Origin of the sequence: Vibrio vulnificus NBRC 15645 = ATCC 27562 (assembly GCF_002224265.1) — a bacterium.
In the GTDB taxonomy this organism is placed as follows: Bacteria; Pseudomonadota; Gammaproteobacteria; order Enterobacterales; family Vibrionaceae; genus Vibrio; species Vibrio vulnificus.
In genome coordinates this window covers 1411314-1426699 of the sequence record NZ_CP012882.1, presented here as the reverse complement: position 1 = coordinate 1426699, position 15386 = coordinate 1411314, and the positions used below count along the sequence as shown (strand labels likewise).

Annotated in this window: 11 protein-coding genes; 6 read left to right on the top strand and 5 right to left on the bottom strand. The window is 48.6% G+C overall.

Annotated features, from left to right (window positions below; translation table 11 throughout):
• Nucleotides 1-138: 138 nt before the first annotated feature.
• The 3 genes from gcvP to AOT11_RS21835 all read right to left on the bottom strand — a co-directional run bounded on the left by gcvP (nucleotide 139) and on the right by AOT11_RS21835 (nucleotide 4825).
• Nucleotides 139-3003, bottom strand: a complete 2865-nt coding sequence (gcvP, locus tag AOT11_RS21845; RefSeq protein WP_017422911.1) for an aminomethyl-transferring glycine dehydrogenase — start codon at nucleotides 3001-3003, stop codon at nucleotides 139-141.
• A 103-nt stretch (nucleotides 3004-3106) separates the two neighbouring features.
• A complete protein-coding gene (gcvH, locus tag AOT11_RS21840; RefSeq protein ID WP_011081167.1) occupies nucleotides 3107-3487 on the bottom strand; it encodes a glycine cleavage system protein GcvH in 381 nt (126 codons plus the stop codon).
• A gap of 42 nt (nucleotides 3488-3529) precedes the next feature.
• Complete coding sequence (locus AOT11_RS21835; protein WP_017422910.1) at nucleotides 3530-4825, bottom strand: serine hydroxymethyltransferase; 1296 nt, start codon at nucleotides 4823-4825, stop codon at nucleotides 3530-3532.
• A 383-nt stretch (nucleotides 4826-5208) separates the two neighbouring features.
• Between AOT11_RS21835 and AOT11_RS21830 the strand changes: the two genes are divergently transcribed.
• The 3 genes from AOT11_RS21830 to AOT11_RS21820 all read left to right on the top strand — a co-directional run bounded on the left by AOT11_RS21830 (nucleotide 5209) and on the right by AOT11_RS21820 (nucleotide 8419).
• Complete coding sequence (locus tag AOT11_RS21830; RefSeq protein WP_011081169.1) at nucleotides 5209-5832, top strand: helix-turn-helix domain-containing protein; 624 nt, start codon at nucleotides 5209-5211, stop codon at nucleotides 5830-5832.
• A gap of 290 nt (nucleotides 5833-6122) precedes the next feature.
• The gene (gcvT, locus tag AOT11_RS21825) at nucleotides 6123-7256 is read left to right on the top strand and encodes a glycine cleavage system aminomethyltransferase GcvT (RefSeq protein WP_015727863.1); all 1134 of its coding nucleotides are present in this window, start codon (nucleotides 6123-6125) and stop codon (nucleotides 7254-7256) included.
• A gap of 86 nt (nucleotides 7257-7342) precedes the next feature.
• The gene (locus tag AOT11_RS21820; protein ID WP_017422909.1) at nucleotides 7343-8419 is read left to right on the top strand and encodes a S1 family peptidase; all 1077 of its coding nucleotides are present in this window, start codon (nucleotides 7343-7345) and stop codon (nucleotides 8417-8419) included.
• Nucleotides 8420-8425: 6 nt separating this feature from the next.
• Here the strand turns inward: AOT11_RS21820 and AOT11_RS21815 are convergent, their stop codons facing one another.
• Entirely contained in the window at nucleotides 8426-9151 is a 726-nt protein-coding gene (locus AOT11_RS21815) for a TetR/AcrR family transcriptional regulator (RefSeq protein WP_011081172.1), read from the bottom strand.
• A gap of 206 nt (nucleotides 9152-9357) precedes the next feature.
• On the opposite strand from AOT11_RS21815, the gene AOT11_RS21810 reads away from it, so the two are divergent.
• The 3 genes from AOT11_RS21810 to AOT11_RS21800 are packed head-to-tail and all read left to right on the top strand — an operon-like array spanning nucleotide 9358 to nucleotide 14512.
• The gene (locus AOT11_RS21810; protein WP_086016777.1) at nucleotides 9358-10386 is read left to right on the top strand and encodes an efflux RND transporter periplasmic adaptor subunit; all 1029 of its coding nucleotides are present in this window, start codon (nucleotides 9358-9360) and stop codon (nucleotides 10384-10386) included.
• A complete protein-coding gene (locus tag AOT11_RS21805; RefSeq protein WP_026050860.1) occupies nucleotides 10386-11456 on the top strand; it encodes an efflux RND transporter periplasmic adaptor subunit in 1071 nt (356 codons plus the stop codon). Before AOT11_RS21810 ends, AOT11_RS21805 begins: the two co-directional genes overlap by 1 nt.
• Nucleotides 11453-14512, top strand: coding sequence for an efflux RND transporter permease subunit (locus AOT11_RS21800; protein WP_017422906.1), 3060 nt, complete (start codon nucleotides 11453-11455; stop codon nucleotides 14510-14512). Before AOT11_RS21805 ends, AOT11_RS21800 begins: the two co-directional genes overlap by 4 nt.
• 159 nt (nucleotides 14513-14671) lie before the next feature.
• Here AOT11_RS21800 and AOT11_RS21795 read toward each other — a convergent pair whose 3' ends face one another.
• Nucleotides 14672-15247 (bottom strand): porin family protein, encoded by a 576-nt coding sequence (locus AOT11_RS21795; RefSeq protein WP_026050859.1) that lies wholly within the window; start codon nucleotides 15245-15247, stop codon nucleotides 14672-14674.
• Between the last annotated feature and the right edge of the window lie 139 nt (nucleotides 15248-15386).

Genomic DNA, 15386 nt, shown 5'->3' with positions numbered 1-15386 from the left:
TCAATAGCTTAGTCCACAAAGCAAAAAGCGAACCTTGTAAGGGTTCGCTTTTGAATTATTGGGAATTAACCAACTTTATTAAGATAACCATCTTCATTAAATCGTTAACCAACTTAATTAGTTATCCTCAACAAAAAACTACTCTTCGTAGTTCTCAATGCCTGGGCATGAGCAGACTAGGTTGCGGTCACCGTAGACGTTGTCTACACGGTTCACGGTTGGCCAGTATTTAGAACGTTTAGTTGCAGCCGATGGGAAGCACGCGATTTCACGTGGGTATGGGCGATCCCATTGCTCTTCCATCAAGTCTACTTGTGTGTGTGGCGCGTTAACCAGAGGGTTGTTCTCTAGTGGCCATTCACCGTTCTTCACTTTAGACATCTCTTCACGGATGGCGATCATCGCGTCACAGAAACGGTCTAGCTCTTCCAGATCTTCCGATTCCGTTGGCTCTACCATCAGTGTGCCTGCCACAGGGAACGACATGGTTGGCGCGTGGAAACCGTAGTCCATCAAACGTTTTGCAATGTCTTCTTCGCTGATGCCTGTTTCTTCTTTCAGCGGACGAATATCGATAATACATTCGTGCGCCACGCGGCCATTGGTGCCACGGTAAAGAACAGGGTAGTGCGGGCGTAGACGCTCCATCACGTAGTTCGCGTTCAAAATCGCTACTTTGGTTGCTTCTGTTAGGCCATCTGCGCCCATCATTGCAATGTAAGCCCAAGAGATTGGCAGAATTGATGCACTGCCGAGATCCGCTGCTGAAACCGCGAACTCTTTCCCTTCCACACCGTTTTCGATGTGACCAGGTAGGAAAGGCGCTAGGTGCGATTTCACACCGATAGGGCCCATACCCGGACCGCCACCACCGTGTGGGATACAGAAGGTTTTGTGTAGGTTGAGGTGCGAAACGTCTGAACCGATAAAGCCCGGAGACGTTAGGCCAACCTGCGCGTTCATGTTTGCGCCATCAAGGTAAACCTGACCGCCAGCCGCATGAACCATTTCACACACTTCTTTCACTTGCTCTTCGTAAACACCGTGCGTTGAAGGGTAAGTGATCATGATGCTTGATAGGTTTTCTTGGTGTTTTTCGATTTTTGCAGCAAGGTCGACAAGGTCGATGTTGCCGTTTTCATCACATTTCACCACTACCACTTTCATCGAAACCATCGCAGCGGTTGCTGGGTTGGTGCCGTGCGCGGAGCTTGGGATCAAACACACGTTACGGTGACCTTCGCCACGGCTCTCGTGGTAACGCTGAATCGCGATAAGGCCTGCATATTCGCCAGAAGCACCGGAGTTTGGTTGTAGTGAGAACGCATCGTAGCCAGTGATTTCACACAGCTTCGCTTTGAGATCTTCAGCCAGTGCAGTGTAACCTGCGGCTTGCTCGATTGGCGCGAATGGGTGAAGCGCACCAAACTCAGGCCAAGTCACCGGGATCATCTCTGCCGCTGCGTTGAGCTTCATGGTACAGCTGCCCAGTGGGATCATGCCGTGAGTAAGCGAGAAGTCTTTGTTTTCTAGCTGTTTTAGGTAACGCATCATCTGTGTTTCACTGTGGTGAGTGTTGAACACAGGGTGAGTTAGGAAACGGCTAGTACGACGACACGCTTCTGGAATCGCTGCAAACTCGTTGCCTGCGATGTCGGTTGAAAGTGCGTTTACGCTCTCTTTCACATCGAAAATCGCGAATAGGGCGTCGATGTCTGCCACTGTGGTGGTTTCGTCAAAGCTGATGCCAATTTGGCCGTCAAGCAGACGCAGGTTGATGTCTGCTGCTTGTGCTTTGGCGTAAAGCGCTTGAGTGTTGTCACCGGTGTTAATGGTGATGGTGTCGAAGAACGCGTTATGCGCAAGCTCGTAACCGGATTTGGTTAGGCCTGCAGCAAGAATGGCCGTCATGTGGTGAGTGCGGCGTGCGATGGTGCGGATGCCTGCTTCACCGTGGTACACGGCAAAGAACGATGCCATGTTGGCAAGCAGGGCTTGCGCCGTACAGATGTTCGAGGTCGCTTTTTCGCGGCGGATATGCTGCTCACGTGTTTGCATTGCCATGCGCAGTGCTTGGTTGCCTTTGGCGTCGATAGAAACACCGATCACACGGCCTGGCATGGTGCGTTTGTGCTGTTCGCGCGTTGCCATGAAGGCTGCGTGTGGGCCACCGTAACCCATCGGTACGCCAAAGCGCTGTGCTGAGCCAATGACAACATCTGCGCCCATTTCACCGGCTGGCTTCACAAGTGCTGAAGCAAGGAGATCGGTCGCGACTGAAACCAGTGTTTTGTTGGCTTGTGCTTGTGCGATGACATCGGTGAGATCGCGTACTTCACCTGTTGTACTTGGGTATTGAAGTAGGGCACCGAAGGCTTCTGTTTGTCGTAGTGCATCAACATTGCCGATCACTACGTCAAAGCCGAAGTATTTCGCGCGAGTTTTGATCACTTCAATGGTTTGCGGGTGAACATCGTCTGCGACGAAGAAGACTTTGCTCTTGCTCTTACCTGCGCGCTGGCAAAGCGTCATTGCTTCTGCGGCGGCGGTGGCTTCATCGAGTAGAGAGGCGTTTGCGATGTCCATGCCCGTTAGGTCCATCACCATTTGTTGATAGTTCAACAATGATTCCAATCGACCTTGAGAAATTTCTGGTTGGTATGGCGTGTAAGCCGTGTACCAGCCTGGGTTTTCCAGTACGTTACGCAAAATAACGTTTGGCGTGAAGGTGTTGTAGTAACCTTGGCCAATGAAAGTGCGCTTAACTTGGTTTAAGTCAGCGAACTTTTTGATTGATGCCAGCATGTCTGCTTCGCTTTGCGCTTCGGCCAGTTGCATTGGCTTTTCTAGGCGAATTTGTGCTGGAACGGTTTGCGCGATCAAGGCATCTAGGCTTTCTGCGTTAATGGTAGAAAGCATTTTTTGTTGATCGGCGTGATTTGGTCCGTTGTGGCGACCAACGAACTCGTGTTGTGTGTTGAGGCTTTGAAGTAATTCAGTCATGGTCCTTTACCTTCAAGAGAGCTGCGAAAGCGCGAGCGCTAAAACACAGCCTTGAAAAAAAGCTGCCCACGGGAGGAGGCAGCTTTATATCAAAATTCCTTTATTAATCTTCTTCGATTGAGTTTAGGTACTCTTCTGCATCTTTCAGATTATCAAGCTCTGAAGGATCAGACAGTTTCACCTTAACAATCCAACCGCCTTCGTACGGTTCCTCGTTGATTAGCTCTGGGCTATCAGAAAGCTCTTCATTCACTTCAACGACCTCACCGGTCACTGGTGCGTAGATGTCTGACGCCGCTTTTACGGATTCAACCAGTGAAAAGCTTTCACCTGCTTCGATTTCTGCTTCAAGCTCAGGTAGCTCGACGAATACCACATCACCCAGCATTTCTTGAGCGTGCTCAGAGATACCGATAGTTACAGTGCCGTCACCGTTGTCGCGAACCCACTCGTGGCTTTCTGTAAACTTCAGTGTTTTGTCCATTGCATAATCTCCAAAATATCGTATTAGGATTTAAATTTGTGGTTACTGGTAAAGTGGGAAGCGTGAACAGAGTGCTTTCACTTCTTTACGCACGCGTTGTTCTACTTCTGCGTTGCCCTCTGGGTTTTCAACTAACCCGTCGAGAACATCACCAATCCAGTGACCTATTAATTTGAATTCTTCTGTGCCAAAGCCTCGGCTTGTACCCGCTGGCGTGCCCAAACGAACACCCGATGTAATCATAGGTTTTTCTGTGTCGAATGGGATGCCATTTTTGTTACATGTGATCCCCGCACGCTCTAGTGCTTCTTCTGCTTTGTTACCTTTCAATCCCTTAGGACGAAGATCAACCAGCATTAGGTGCGTGTCCGTTCCGCCAGTCACAATGTCACAACCGCGAGTTTGCAACACTTCAGCAAGAACTTTTGCGTTATTGATCACCGAATCGATATAAGTTTTGAACTCAGGACCGAGTGCTTCGCCAAACGCTACTGCTTTCGCTGCAATCACGTGCATCAGCGGGCCGCCTTGTAGGCCAGGGAATACCGCAGAGTTGATTTTCTTAATGATTTCTTCGTGATTGGTGAGGATCATGCCGCCGCGTGGGCCGCGTAGCGTTTTGTGTGTGGTGGTGGTCACCACGTGTGCATGAGGCAGTGGACTAGGGTGTGCGCCTGTGGCGATCAAACCCGCGATGTGCGCCATATCGACCATCAAAATCGCGCCAACTTCGTCAGCGATTTCACGGAACTTGGCAAAATCAATCACGCGAGGAATCGCGCTGCCACCAGCAATAATCATTTTTGGTTTGTGTTCTACCGCCAGTGCGCGAACATCATCGTAGTTGATTTCGAGCGTCTCTTTATCAACACCGTATTGAACGGCGTTAAACCATTTGCCCGAAAGAGCAGGGCGCGCACCGTGAGTTAAGTGGCCGCCTGCATCGAGCGACATGCCCATAATGGTGTCGCCAGGTTGCAATAGCGCCAGTTTCACCGCGCCGTTGGCTTGAGCGCCAGAGTGCGGTTGAACGTTTGCGTATTCGCAATTAAAAAGTTTTTTCGCGCGTTCGATAGCGATGGCTTCCACGGTATCAACGTGTTCACAACCACCGTAGTAACGACGGCCTGGGTAACCTTCTGCGTATTTATTAGTGAGGCAGGTGCCTTGCGCTTGCATGACCGCTTTAGACACGATGTTCTCAGAAGCGATCAATTCGATTTGTTCATTTTGACGAGTAAATTCGGCTTGAATACCAGCAAAAACGGCATCATCCGTTGCAGACAAGTTAGTCGAGAAAAAGTTTTCCAAGCTGTGATTTTGGTAATGACTATTCATGGTAGATAACCTTTCAATCATCCGTCGAATCGGCGTCTTTGCTTTACGATCCGACCGTCCTTTATAACAACCGTTTGGCGCTGTTTTTGTGATTTGTTTTCACACACCAAACAGAGTGAATTCCGTCCCAAATGGGTTAAAAAGGCCGCTGAATAGCATCAAATCCATTGTCTATTTCAAGCGGAAAAAGCATCTCTTCATCTAACAAGTCGGTAACATACCCGTTGTTCAGTGAACAATCAACAAAAATTTCCTATAGGAAACAGAGATTCGGATTTTGTTAACAGGAGCACGCTTTATTTAACTTGGTGGACTTTTCTCCACTTTACGCTTCATGCACAATGTTTTGTAAACAGGAAGCGTATAAGAAACATGAGGGATTTATGTCGGAAGAATTGTATGACGAGTACCCGTCCCTGACATTAGCGAAAGAATCGCAAGAGCAAAATATCGAGCCATTGAAGCTTGGCCAACGCATTAAAGAAGTGCGCTCACGCCTCGGTATTACGCTTGAAGAAGCCAGCCAACGAACCGGTTTGGCGCGTTCAACACTGAGCAAAATCGAGAACGAACAGATTTCTCCTACCTTTCAAGCAATGCAGAAACTCGCGCACGGTTTGAAAATTGATATGCCACAACTCTTTGAACCACCAAGGAAAAAGGTTGCGACTGGCCGTCGTGATATTACGTTGGCGGGGCAAGGGAAACCGCACCCAACACAAACGTACGAGCACGAACTGTTGGCCACTCAGCTGTCGAATAAAAAGATGATGCCGTTCAAAAGTGTGGTGCATGCGCGCACGTTTGAAGAGTATGGCGATTGGGTTCGTCACGATGGCGAAGAGTTCTTGTTGATCTTATCTGGCGCGGTTCAATTCTATTCTGAGTTCTATGAGCCTGTGGTTCTGAGCGAAGGCGACAGCGTCTATTACGATGCGAACATGGGGCATATGTTGGTCTCCGTTAGCGAGGAAGATGCGCATATTTTGTGGGTGACAGCAAAATAGTTTTAAAAAGATGTAAATTTCCTATAGTGAAAGCAAACGTTTGCTTTTGTTTAAAACAAGATTAGAATAGCGCCGCTCTGATGATAATTCCCTCAATGCGGCGCTTTTTTTGTGGTTGCTTAATGTGATTAAATTGTTAAAAGTCACATTTTGAGCAGGACCCAGTAGGTTGAACGTGCAAATTAGCACAACACGTGTTTATTATTGGAAACACAGTTTCCTTTGAGTGGAAATCTGGACAATTAATTGCTGATAGATCGCTGTGATGGGTCTAGCTAATGGAGACGAAAATGACTCAAGAACACTCAGACCAAGTACTACTTAAAACACCACTTCACGCATTGCACATTGAAGTGGGTGCGAAAATGGTGCCATTCGCTGGTTACGACATGCCAGTTCAATACCCGTTAGGTGTGAAGAAAGAACACTTGCACACGCGTGAAGCGGCAGGCCTGTTTGATGTGTCTCACATGGGGCAGCTAAGACTGCACGGTGCGGGCGCAGCAGCGTTTCTTGAGTCGCTGGTTCCAGTGGATATCGTTGATTTGGGTGAAGGCAAACAGCGTTACGCGTTTTTCACCAACGAGCAGGGCGGCATTATGGATGACCTCATGGTGGCTAACCTGGGTGATCATCTGTTTGTTGTCGTCAATGCTGCATGTAAAGAGCAAGACATCAACCATCTGCAAGCACATATTCCATCAGACGTTGAACTTGAAATCATTGATGATCGCGCACTGCTTGCTATTCAAGGTCCAAAAGCGGTTGAGGTGTTGAGCCGCTTCCAACCTGCCGTGGCTGAGATGCTGTTTATGGACGTGCAAAAGCTTGAATTGCTTGGCGTAGAATGCATCATCTCTCGCAGCGGCTATACTGGAGAAGACGGCTACGAAATTTCTGTACCAGCAGACAAAGCAGAAGCGCTTGCTCGTGCATTGACCGCGGAAGAAGAAGTCGAATGGATCGGTCTTGGTGCACGTGATTCGTTACGTCTAGAGTGTGGTTTGTGTTTGTACGGTCATGATCTTGATGAAACCACCACGCCAGTAGAAGCCAGCCTATTGTGGGGCATTCAGAAAGTTCGCCGCGCAGGTGGTGAGCGTGAAGGTGGCTTCCCAGGGGCAGACATCATCCTTAAGCAGATCGAAACGAAGGATGTGTCTCGCAAGCGTGTTGGTCTGGTTGGTCAAACAAAAGCACCAGTCCGCGAAGGTGCAGAGCTGTTTGATGGAGAAGGTAATAAAGTGGGTGTAGTAACCAGTGGTACCGCAGGTCCAAATGCGGGCAAGCCAGTTTCCATGGCTTATCTACGTTCAGACCTAACGGAAATCGGCACTGAAGTGTTTGCTGAAGTTCGTGGCAAACTGCTACCAATGACGGTAGAGAAAATGCCGTTTGTACCACAACGCTACTACCGTGGTTAATGAGGCGTTGAGCTAAGTTACCGCAAATAAGACGTTTATTTTTGCGAATAATTGGCACCGCGCTTCTAACATAGGGGCGCGGTGTTATGTTTTCAGCACAATCTTTAGCGAAGTTTTCCTTCCTTTCTGTACTTTTCTCCGCAGCGACAATGGCGGGTGAAGTGGAAAGCCGCATCGTCAATGGCACGGTCGTTGATGTAAACCGATACGCCTCCTTTGCCAGTCTTTTCTACGATTCCCTTGAATACGATGGCGGTTACTACTCCGGTGCTTCTTGTGGAGCCACCATTCTCGATGTCGACCATGTGCTAACGGCTGCCCATTGTGTGGAAGAGTTGGGCTCATTGGCGCTGTTTCTGGTGGTGGTGCCGCAGCTTCAAGATGAAAACGACTATCCGTTTGGTAACATTCAGCGCCACCGAGTAGCGAAAATTTTCTATCCCGATAATTTCTCAAACAGTTCTTCCACGCTGTTTCCAAACGACATTGCCATTCTCAAGCTAGAAACGTCGATGAATATTGATTCGGTCAATGACGTGATTAGACGTCCGCAAAATGAGGTGTACCGCAATGCCTCGGAAACTTTCTTTGCCGTAGGTCATGGCAATACGCGCTCTGGCTTTGACAGCGAATCGCAACTGCAAGAAACACCACTTACGTACATCAGCAACACCCAATGCGCCAATGTGTTTTCCGCCGGAAATTATCTGTCCAGCAAGCAGATCTGTTTTGATGGCGATTTTAGCCAAAGTAGCCAATTGAAAAACAGCACATGTCAGGGTGATTCCGGTGGGCCAGTGTATTGGGAGAACAATGGGGTGATGATGCAAGTGGGCGTAACCAGCTTTGGACCGAATATTTGCGGCGATCCCAATTGGGCCGTGACGTCGGTGTTTACCGAAATTACTGATTACGCCGGATGGATAGACAGTGTATTGGCAGGCAATGAAACGGCAAAAGTGACCGTGACGGAACAGATGCGATTGGATTACATGAATGGCGACACGGGCAGTGTCGATGACACAGGTTCATCTGGCAACAATGAAGAGGCCCCAATGAGTTTCGGCAGTTCCTCGGGGGGCGGCGCAGTAGGGCTATGGCTGTTGATGTGCTACCTACTGCATGCCTGTTTGACTCGTGTTCGGGAGTCTATTTTTCGCTGAAGCGTTCTAAGGAGTGAGATCTTCAATTGGGCAGAACATATCGATGACGATATCGTTCAACTTCGCTGGGTGAATCATTTGCGCTTTTTCAACACCAAACTGGTTCGCCATGATGGTATTAAACAGCTCCCAATGATTGATCAGCATTTGATCACGGTTCTCTGCATCGTCAGGCCACGTCTCTTTCATCATCGGAGCGAGTGTGATGGCACCATGAGCAAAGATCAGCATCTGCCATTTGGATTCCCATTGATCGATGGGTGTTTCTGGGTATTCCACGTTGTAGTCGGCAAATAGCTTGGTAAAAATTTCAGCGAACTCGTCTTTTGATCTGAGGAAGTATTGCAGTAGGGCGTCGTCACCTTGGCGGATCGCATCGGCAATCATTTGGATTGGGTGAGGATTGACCAAAGCAAAGGCAAGCATGCGCACCATAAACAGATAAATTTTTCGGTTTGATGGCATATCTTTTGGCATTTGGTTGATGAGTTCAGCCATGTAGAGTTGCAAAAACTCGTCCATACCATCACTGACGGCTTGCCAAATCTTCTCTTTGCTACCGAAGTGGTGGCGAATCAAACTGTGTGACACGCCTGCCTTCTCACTGATGTTTCGCAAAGAGATGCGCTCGTAACCCAATTCGCAGAACATATCGGCTGCTACTTTAAGGATCATGCACTTAGTTTGCTCGGCCGCTTCGGCACTTCTTCGACCTTGCTTTCTTTCAGTCATCGTTCGAGTTTTCTCAGATATCCATCAACGCGCCTATTTTTACCAGAAACGAGAGAATTTGACCAATTCTTATATTGTCCACATGGAAAATATATTGATCATTTTTTGATTCTCCATATACTGCACGCCTGTATAGCAAAATAAAGAAACGGAGAATCTCAGTGCGCAAACCCCAGATAACACGCACGTCTGTCGCTGTTGTGGTGATGCTTGGTCTATCAACACTGCTGACGGGCTGTGACAAAGCCATATCGGAGCCTGCCGATCCTCTGATCAAACCCGTTAAGTTACTGGCGGTGGACGATCTGAGCGCTGCTGAATCGGATGCCTTTTTAGCGCGAATCGACGCAACGTATCGCGCTCAGCTCTCTTTCCAAGTGGGCGGTGAAATTAAGCAATTATTGGTCAAGATGGGGGAAGAGGTGAGCCAAGGTGATGTTTTGGTGACGCTTGACCCGAAAGATTTGCAATTGGCACTTAACGCTGCTCAGGCACAATACTCACTGGCGAAGACGGAATGGCAACGCGCCAAGCAACTGTATGAGAAAAAACTCGTCAGCGCCGATAGCTATGATCAGCAAGAAACCCAATACAAAGCGGCGCTAGCCAATTGGGAACAAGCCAAAACCGATCTCAGTTACACCAAAATTCACGCGCCTTTTGATGGTGTGGTTTCTTACACCTATGTCAAACCTCATCAAATGGTGGCGGAAAAACAAGAGATCCTCAATCTTATTGACAACAGTGTGTTGGATGTGTCGTTTGCATTGCCTGTGACCTATGTTGAATCGCTTTCTCTGGCGGCGCTCAAACATGCTGAGATGTGGGTGACGATGGACAGCGAACCCAATAAGCGCATTTCTGGTCAGTTTAAAGAGATCTCAACTCGACCAAACCCAGACACAAACAGCTACCAAGTGATCGTCACCATCGACAGACCCGAAGATCGCAACTTGTTAACGGGAATGACGGGGCAAGTCCACATTGCCAAGCAAAACCTCTCAAACGCGGTGATGCTGCCAAATGCTGCATGGGTGACAAAACAAGCCTCGCAAGGAGAGGTGTGGGTGATGGACAGTGAGACGCAGCAAGTTAACAAAGTAACGCTCTCTTTAAATGCTGAGGGAGGCGTGGAATCTGGCCTCGACAGCAGTGACTACGTGGTCATTGCGGGGGTTGAGCGTTTAGTGGAAGGCCAAGTGGTGAAAGCTTGGGTACGCGAGGAGGGCATTTAATGAAACGTCCTTTATTACTACTTTCGGCAATCACGTTGGCCGTGCTGACAGGGTGTGATTCCCAGCCACAGTCGTTTAATGAACCGCCGTTGTACGTTTCAACGGTTTCTGTTGATGCGCCGGTTAAGAGCCAGTATCGCACCTTTAAAGGCCAAGTTGTGCCTGCCGAGCAAACACCGATCGCTTTTCGCCGCGCCGGAGAAATTCAGCATGTTTTGGTCAACGCGGGCGATCTCGTCAAGCAAGGTCAGATGATCGCTAAGCTTGATGACAGCAAAGAAAAACAAGCAGTGAACGATGCACAAGCGCAATACAACTTGGCAATTCGTCAGCTGAAACGTGGTAACGAGCTCTACGCCAAACGGATGATTTCTAACGCGGAGTTAGATGCGCTCACTGCGAGCAAAGCATTGGCAGAAGCCAATTTTTACAACGCAACAAACCAACTCAACTACACCCGATTGTTTGCCCCGTTCACCGGTAAGATCTCGGACGTGTACAAAGAACGTTTTGAGCGTATCGCGATTGGTGAGCCGATCGTCAGTTTGTATCAAAACGACAAGGTGTACGTGCGAATTGAGTTGTCCGACAACGTGTTAGCTTTGGTGAACCCGAACACACAAAGTATGGATTACCAGCCCCAAGCGACGTTTTCTGGCGTGCAGAAAACGTTCGCACTCAATTATTTGGAACACACCAGTGAACCGAATGCGCAAACCCAAACTTACCAAATGTACTTATCGATGCCACAGCCGTTGCAGCAAAGTGAGATCCTGCCTGGTACCAGTGTCAGCGTGCTGGTTGATATGGCGGCAGCGGGCATTACCGCCATTGATGGCTACACCATTCCGATGACAGCACTGCAAGCGGGAAGTCATGAAGGGGAGTTCTTTGTTTGGAAATTAAATGGTGACGCGGTCACTAAAGTGCCTGTGGCCATTGAACAAATCCACGGCGATGGGGCGATTGTCTCATCGGGAGTGGCACAAGGTGATGTGTTGGTGAACTCGAATTTACGCAAGTTGCGCGAAGGCAAACACGTGGATGTGGTAGAGAAGGAACAAGAATGAGCATTGCGGAATATTCCATCAAGAACAAAGTCATCAGTTGGCTGTTTATCGTTATTCTCGCCATTGGCGGGGTCACGTCATTCTTAGAATTGGGGCGTTTGGAAGACCCTGCGTTCACCATTAAAGATGCGATGGTCATTGCTACGTACCCAGGCGCGACGTCGAAAGAGGTTGAAGAAGAGCTGACTTATCCGCTCGAGAAAGAGATCCGCAAGCTGCCTTACATCGATAAGATCACGTCCACCTCATCGAATGGTTTGTCGCAAATCATGGTGAGCATGAAGATGGATTACGGCCCTGACGAGCTACCCCAAATCTGGGATGAGATGCGCCGTAAAATCAATGATCTGCAACCCTCGTTACCGCAAGGTGTTCAATCTCTGCAAATCATTGATGATTTTGGTGACGTATACGGCGTGATGCTGATGCTTACGGGCGACGATTACGATTATGTGGAACTGAAACGCTACGCAGATCAACTGACTCGTGAGCTTGAACTGATTGATGGTGTGGGCAAAGTGGACATCGCAGGCGATCAACAAGAGCAACTCTTTGTTGAAATCTCCCTCGATCGTCTTGCCGCGCTCAACCTAGATATGAACGTCATTTCCGGTTTACTCAATAAGCAGAATAATGTGGTTTCTGCCGGTGAAGTGATGGTCAATGGCGAGAGTTTGATGATTCGCCCAAGCGGCACGTTGAACACCGTCGACGCGCTTGAAAATTTGATCATTCATGGCCGCGATACTGGGAATCTTATTCGCTTAAAAGACGTGGCGACCATTACTCGCGGTATTCAAGAAAAGCCCGATAATGTGCTGTTGTTTAACGGCAAGAAAGCAATCAACATTGGCGTTTCATTTGCGTCAGGTGTGAATGTAGTGGAAGTGGGCCAGCGTATTGAAGCGGAACTGGCCAGCCTAGAAAGCATCAAGCCAGCAGGCATCGACATGAGCTATTTCTACAATCAGGCACAAGAAGTGGATGATTCAGTGAAAGCCTTTGTGATCAGCCTAGCGGAGGCGGTGGCGATCGTGATTATTGTTCTGCTGTTCACCATGGGGCTTCGTAGTGGGGTGATCATCGGCTTGGTGTTGCTGCTGACGGTATTCGGCACCTTTATCTTGATGAATCATTACGACATTGAACTGCACCGAATCTCGCTAGGGGCGTTGATTATCGCCCTAGGTATGCTGGTGGATAACGCCATTGTGGTGGTGGAAGGGATCTTGGTGGGCCTAAAGAAAGGGCGCACAAAAATCCAAGCCGCGACCGACATTGTGAAACAAACTCAGTGGCCATTGTTGGGGGCGACCGTGATTGCCATCACTGCGTTTGCGCCGATTGGCTTATCACAGGACGCAACAGGTGAGTTCATGGGGTCGCTGTTCTGGGTTTTGTGTTTCTCGCTGTTCTTAAGCTGGATCACCGCCATCACACTGACACCGTTTCTGGCGGATCTGCTCTTGAAAGAGCAAGACAAAACGCTCGCTGCCGATGAAGAAGACCCATACAAAGGTTGGTTGTTTGTCGCATTTGGTGCGTCGCTAAAGTGGGCGTTACGTTTTCGTTGGCTGACGGTCGCAGGCATGGTGGCCTTGCTCGTTGGCGCGGTAGTGGCGTTTGGTCATGTTAAGCAGCAGTTCTTCCCGCCATCGAACACGCCGATGTTTTACGTGGATATGTGGATGCCAGAAGGGACGGACATTCGTGAAACCATGAAGCAAGCCAGTGAAGTGGAAAGTTACATTCGCCAACAAGCAAACATCGACTTTGTATCAGCATCGATTGGTCAGGGCTTGCAGCGATTTGCATTAACCTATGAGCCGGCCAAGAACTACGAAGCGTATGCGCAATTTCAAGTGCGAACAACGGATCGCGACACCATGTTTGTGCTGCTTAACGAACTGGATAGCCGCTTAGCCAAAACTTTTGATAAGCCAACCTTCCAATTAAAGCTGATGGAGTTTGGCCCATCGCCGGCATCTAAGATTGAAGCGCGCATCACTGGCCCAGATCCACAAGTGCTTAGAGCGTTGGCGGTTCAAGTGGAAGACATTCTCCATACCGATCCGGGTGCTCGTAATATACGCCATGATTGGCGTGAGCGAACGAAGCAAATCGTGCCGATTTTCAACGAATCGAAAGCGCGCCGTTTAGGTATCTCAAAAGAAGATTTGTCGAGCACCTTGCAGATGAGTTTTGGTGGCAGCACATTGGGTCTACTCAGAGATGGCACACACATTTTGCCGATTATGGTGCGATTGCCAGAAACAGAACGAGTGGACTTTGAATCGCTACAAAACGTCAGCATCTGGAGCCCATCGTTGCAAAGCTACATTCCGGTTGATCAAATCATCGATGGTGTGACTTTAGATTGGGAGGAGCCGTTAATACAACGCCGCGACCGTAAACGCACGTTGACCGTGTTGGCTGACCACGACGTGCTAAGCGAGGACACGGCAGCAAGTTTGTTTGCCCGCGTGCAACCTAAAGTGATGGCGCTGCCTATCCCACATGGCTATGAAATCACGTGGGGTGGGGAATACGAATCATCGAAAGATGCGCAAGAAGGGCTGTTTGGTTCACTGCCAATGGGCTATTTGTTGATGTTCATCATAACCATGTTGCTTTTCAATTCGTTCAAAAAACCGTTGGTGATTTGGTTCACGGTGCCGCTGTCTATCATTGGTGTGGCGTTTGGCTTGTTAGCCACCAACATGCCGTTCAGTTTTACCGCTTTTCTTGGCCTGTTGAGCCTTAGCGGTATGATTCTGAAAAATGGCATTGTGTTGCTGGATCAGATCAATCTGGAACTCGATTCAGGGAAAGATCCGTATCTTGCCATCATCGATAGCGCGGTGAGCCGTGTTCGCCCTGTAAGCATGGCGGCATTGACCACCATACTTGGTATGATTCCGTTGGTGTTTGATGCGTTCTTTGGTTCTATGGCCATTACCATCATGGCAGGCTTGGGTTTCGCGACGGTACTAACCTTAGTCGTCGTGCCCGTTATGTTTGCTATTTTGTTTGGCATTAAGCCGGCAAAGTCTTAACCCGACTTACCAATGGCACAATTCTATCGATAAAAAATGGGGCAGTGTGACTGCCCCAAATCGTTTTTCCGCATTGTTTTTGCTTTCTTGTTCCGTGTAAGAGTCAGAAATTGTTCTTTTATGCGGTTTCCTAGCTTTCAACCAAACGTTGTTGAAGGCTTAGAACTTGTAAGAAACACCTGCGTAAAGTGAACCAAGCACGATGTTGATGTCATCACGTGGGCCGTTATCGAACATAAAGCTGTCCACTTCGTAGGCTACGCGGAAGTTGAGGCTTTCAATTGCTTTTGGTGAGTATTCGCCACCCACACCAGCGCGGAATGAGGTTTCTGTCTTTGATAGAGGACCAAAATCGAGTTCAGTGCGGCCAAGGCCCACTGTTGCAAAAGGACGCCATCCACTATCAAAGGTGTAACCAAGATTTGCCATCAACGCGATGCTTTCTGGTTTTACCATGTGGCGGTCTGCGTCGTCTTTACTGTAAATATCGCCGTAACGCGTGTATTGCGCTTCGATTGCCACAATGCGGTTGAACTGGTAACCACCGTACAGTTTGTACGTTGAATCGTTTGATTTTAGGTTTAAATCGTTTGTGCCCACACCATCGTCGAATGCGGTTGTCGTACCGATACCACCACCTAGATAGAAACCAGAAACATCTTTCTTCTCGATGTCGTTGGTGTTTGCCTGCGCAAATGCAGAGACAGCAGCTAACAAAAATACAGCTTTTTTCATTTTGTAATTCACTCTGTTACGTTCAATAAAACGGTGTGCATTATAAGGCGCGACTTATGCGATACAAGTCTTATTATTGATACAAGTGATAGAAAGGTTGTTTACATCAATAACCTCCGCACCCTATGCGGCGTATATT

Excerpts from the sequence above, each read along its gene's own strand:
- gcvP (WP_017422911.1), bottom strand. The coding sequence starts at position 3,003 with ATGACTGAATTACTTCAAAGCCTCAACACACAACACGAGTTCGTTGGT.
- gcvH (WP_011081167.1), bottom strand. The coding sequence starts at position 3,487 with ATGGACAAAACACTGAAGTTTACAGAAAGCCACGAGTGGGTTCGCGAC.
- AOT11_RS21835 (WP_017422910.1), bottom strand. The coding sequence starts at position 4,825 with ATGAATAGTCATTACCAAAATCACAGCTTGGAAAACTTTTTCTCGACT.
- AOT11_RS21830 (WP_011081169.1), top strand. The coding sequence starts at position 5,209 with ATGTCGGAAGAATTGTATGACGAGTACCCGTCCCTGACATTAGCGAAA.
- gcvT (WP_015727863.1), top strand. The coding sequence starts at position 6,123 with ATGACTCAAGAACACTCAGACCAAGTACTACTTAAAACACCACTTCAC.
- AOT11_RS21820 (WP_017422909.1), top strand. The coding sequence starts at position 7,343 with ATGTTTTCAGCACAATCTTTAGCGAAGTTTTCCTTCCTTTCTGTACTT.
- AOT11_RS21815 (WP_011081172.1), bottom strand. The coding sequence starts at position 9,151 with ATGACTGAAAGAAAGCAAGGTCGAAGAAGTGCCGAAGCGGCCGAGCAA.
- AOT11_RS21810 (WP_086016777.1), top strand. The coding sequence starts at position 9,358 with ATGCTTGGTCTATCAACACTGCTGACGGGCTGTGACAAAGCCATATCG.
- AOT11_RS21805 (WP_026050860.1), top strand. The coding sequence starts at position 10,386 with ATGAAACGTCCTTTATTACTACTTTCGGCAATCACGTTGGCCGTGCTG.
- AOT11_RS21800 (WP_017422906.1), top strand. The coding sequence starts at position 11,453 with ATGAGCATTGCGGAATATTCCATCAAGAACAAAGTCATCAGTTGGCTG.
- AOT11_RS21795 (WP_026050859.1), bottom strand. The coding sequence starts at position 15,247 with ATGAAAAAAGCTGTATTTTTGTTAGCTGCTGTCTCTGCATTTGCGCAG.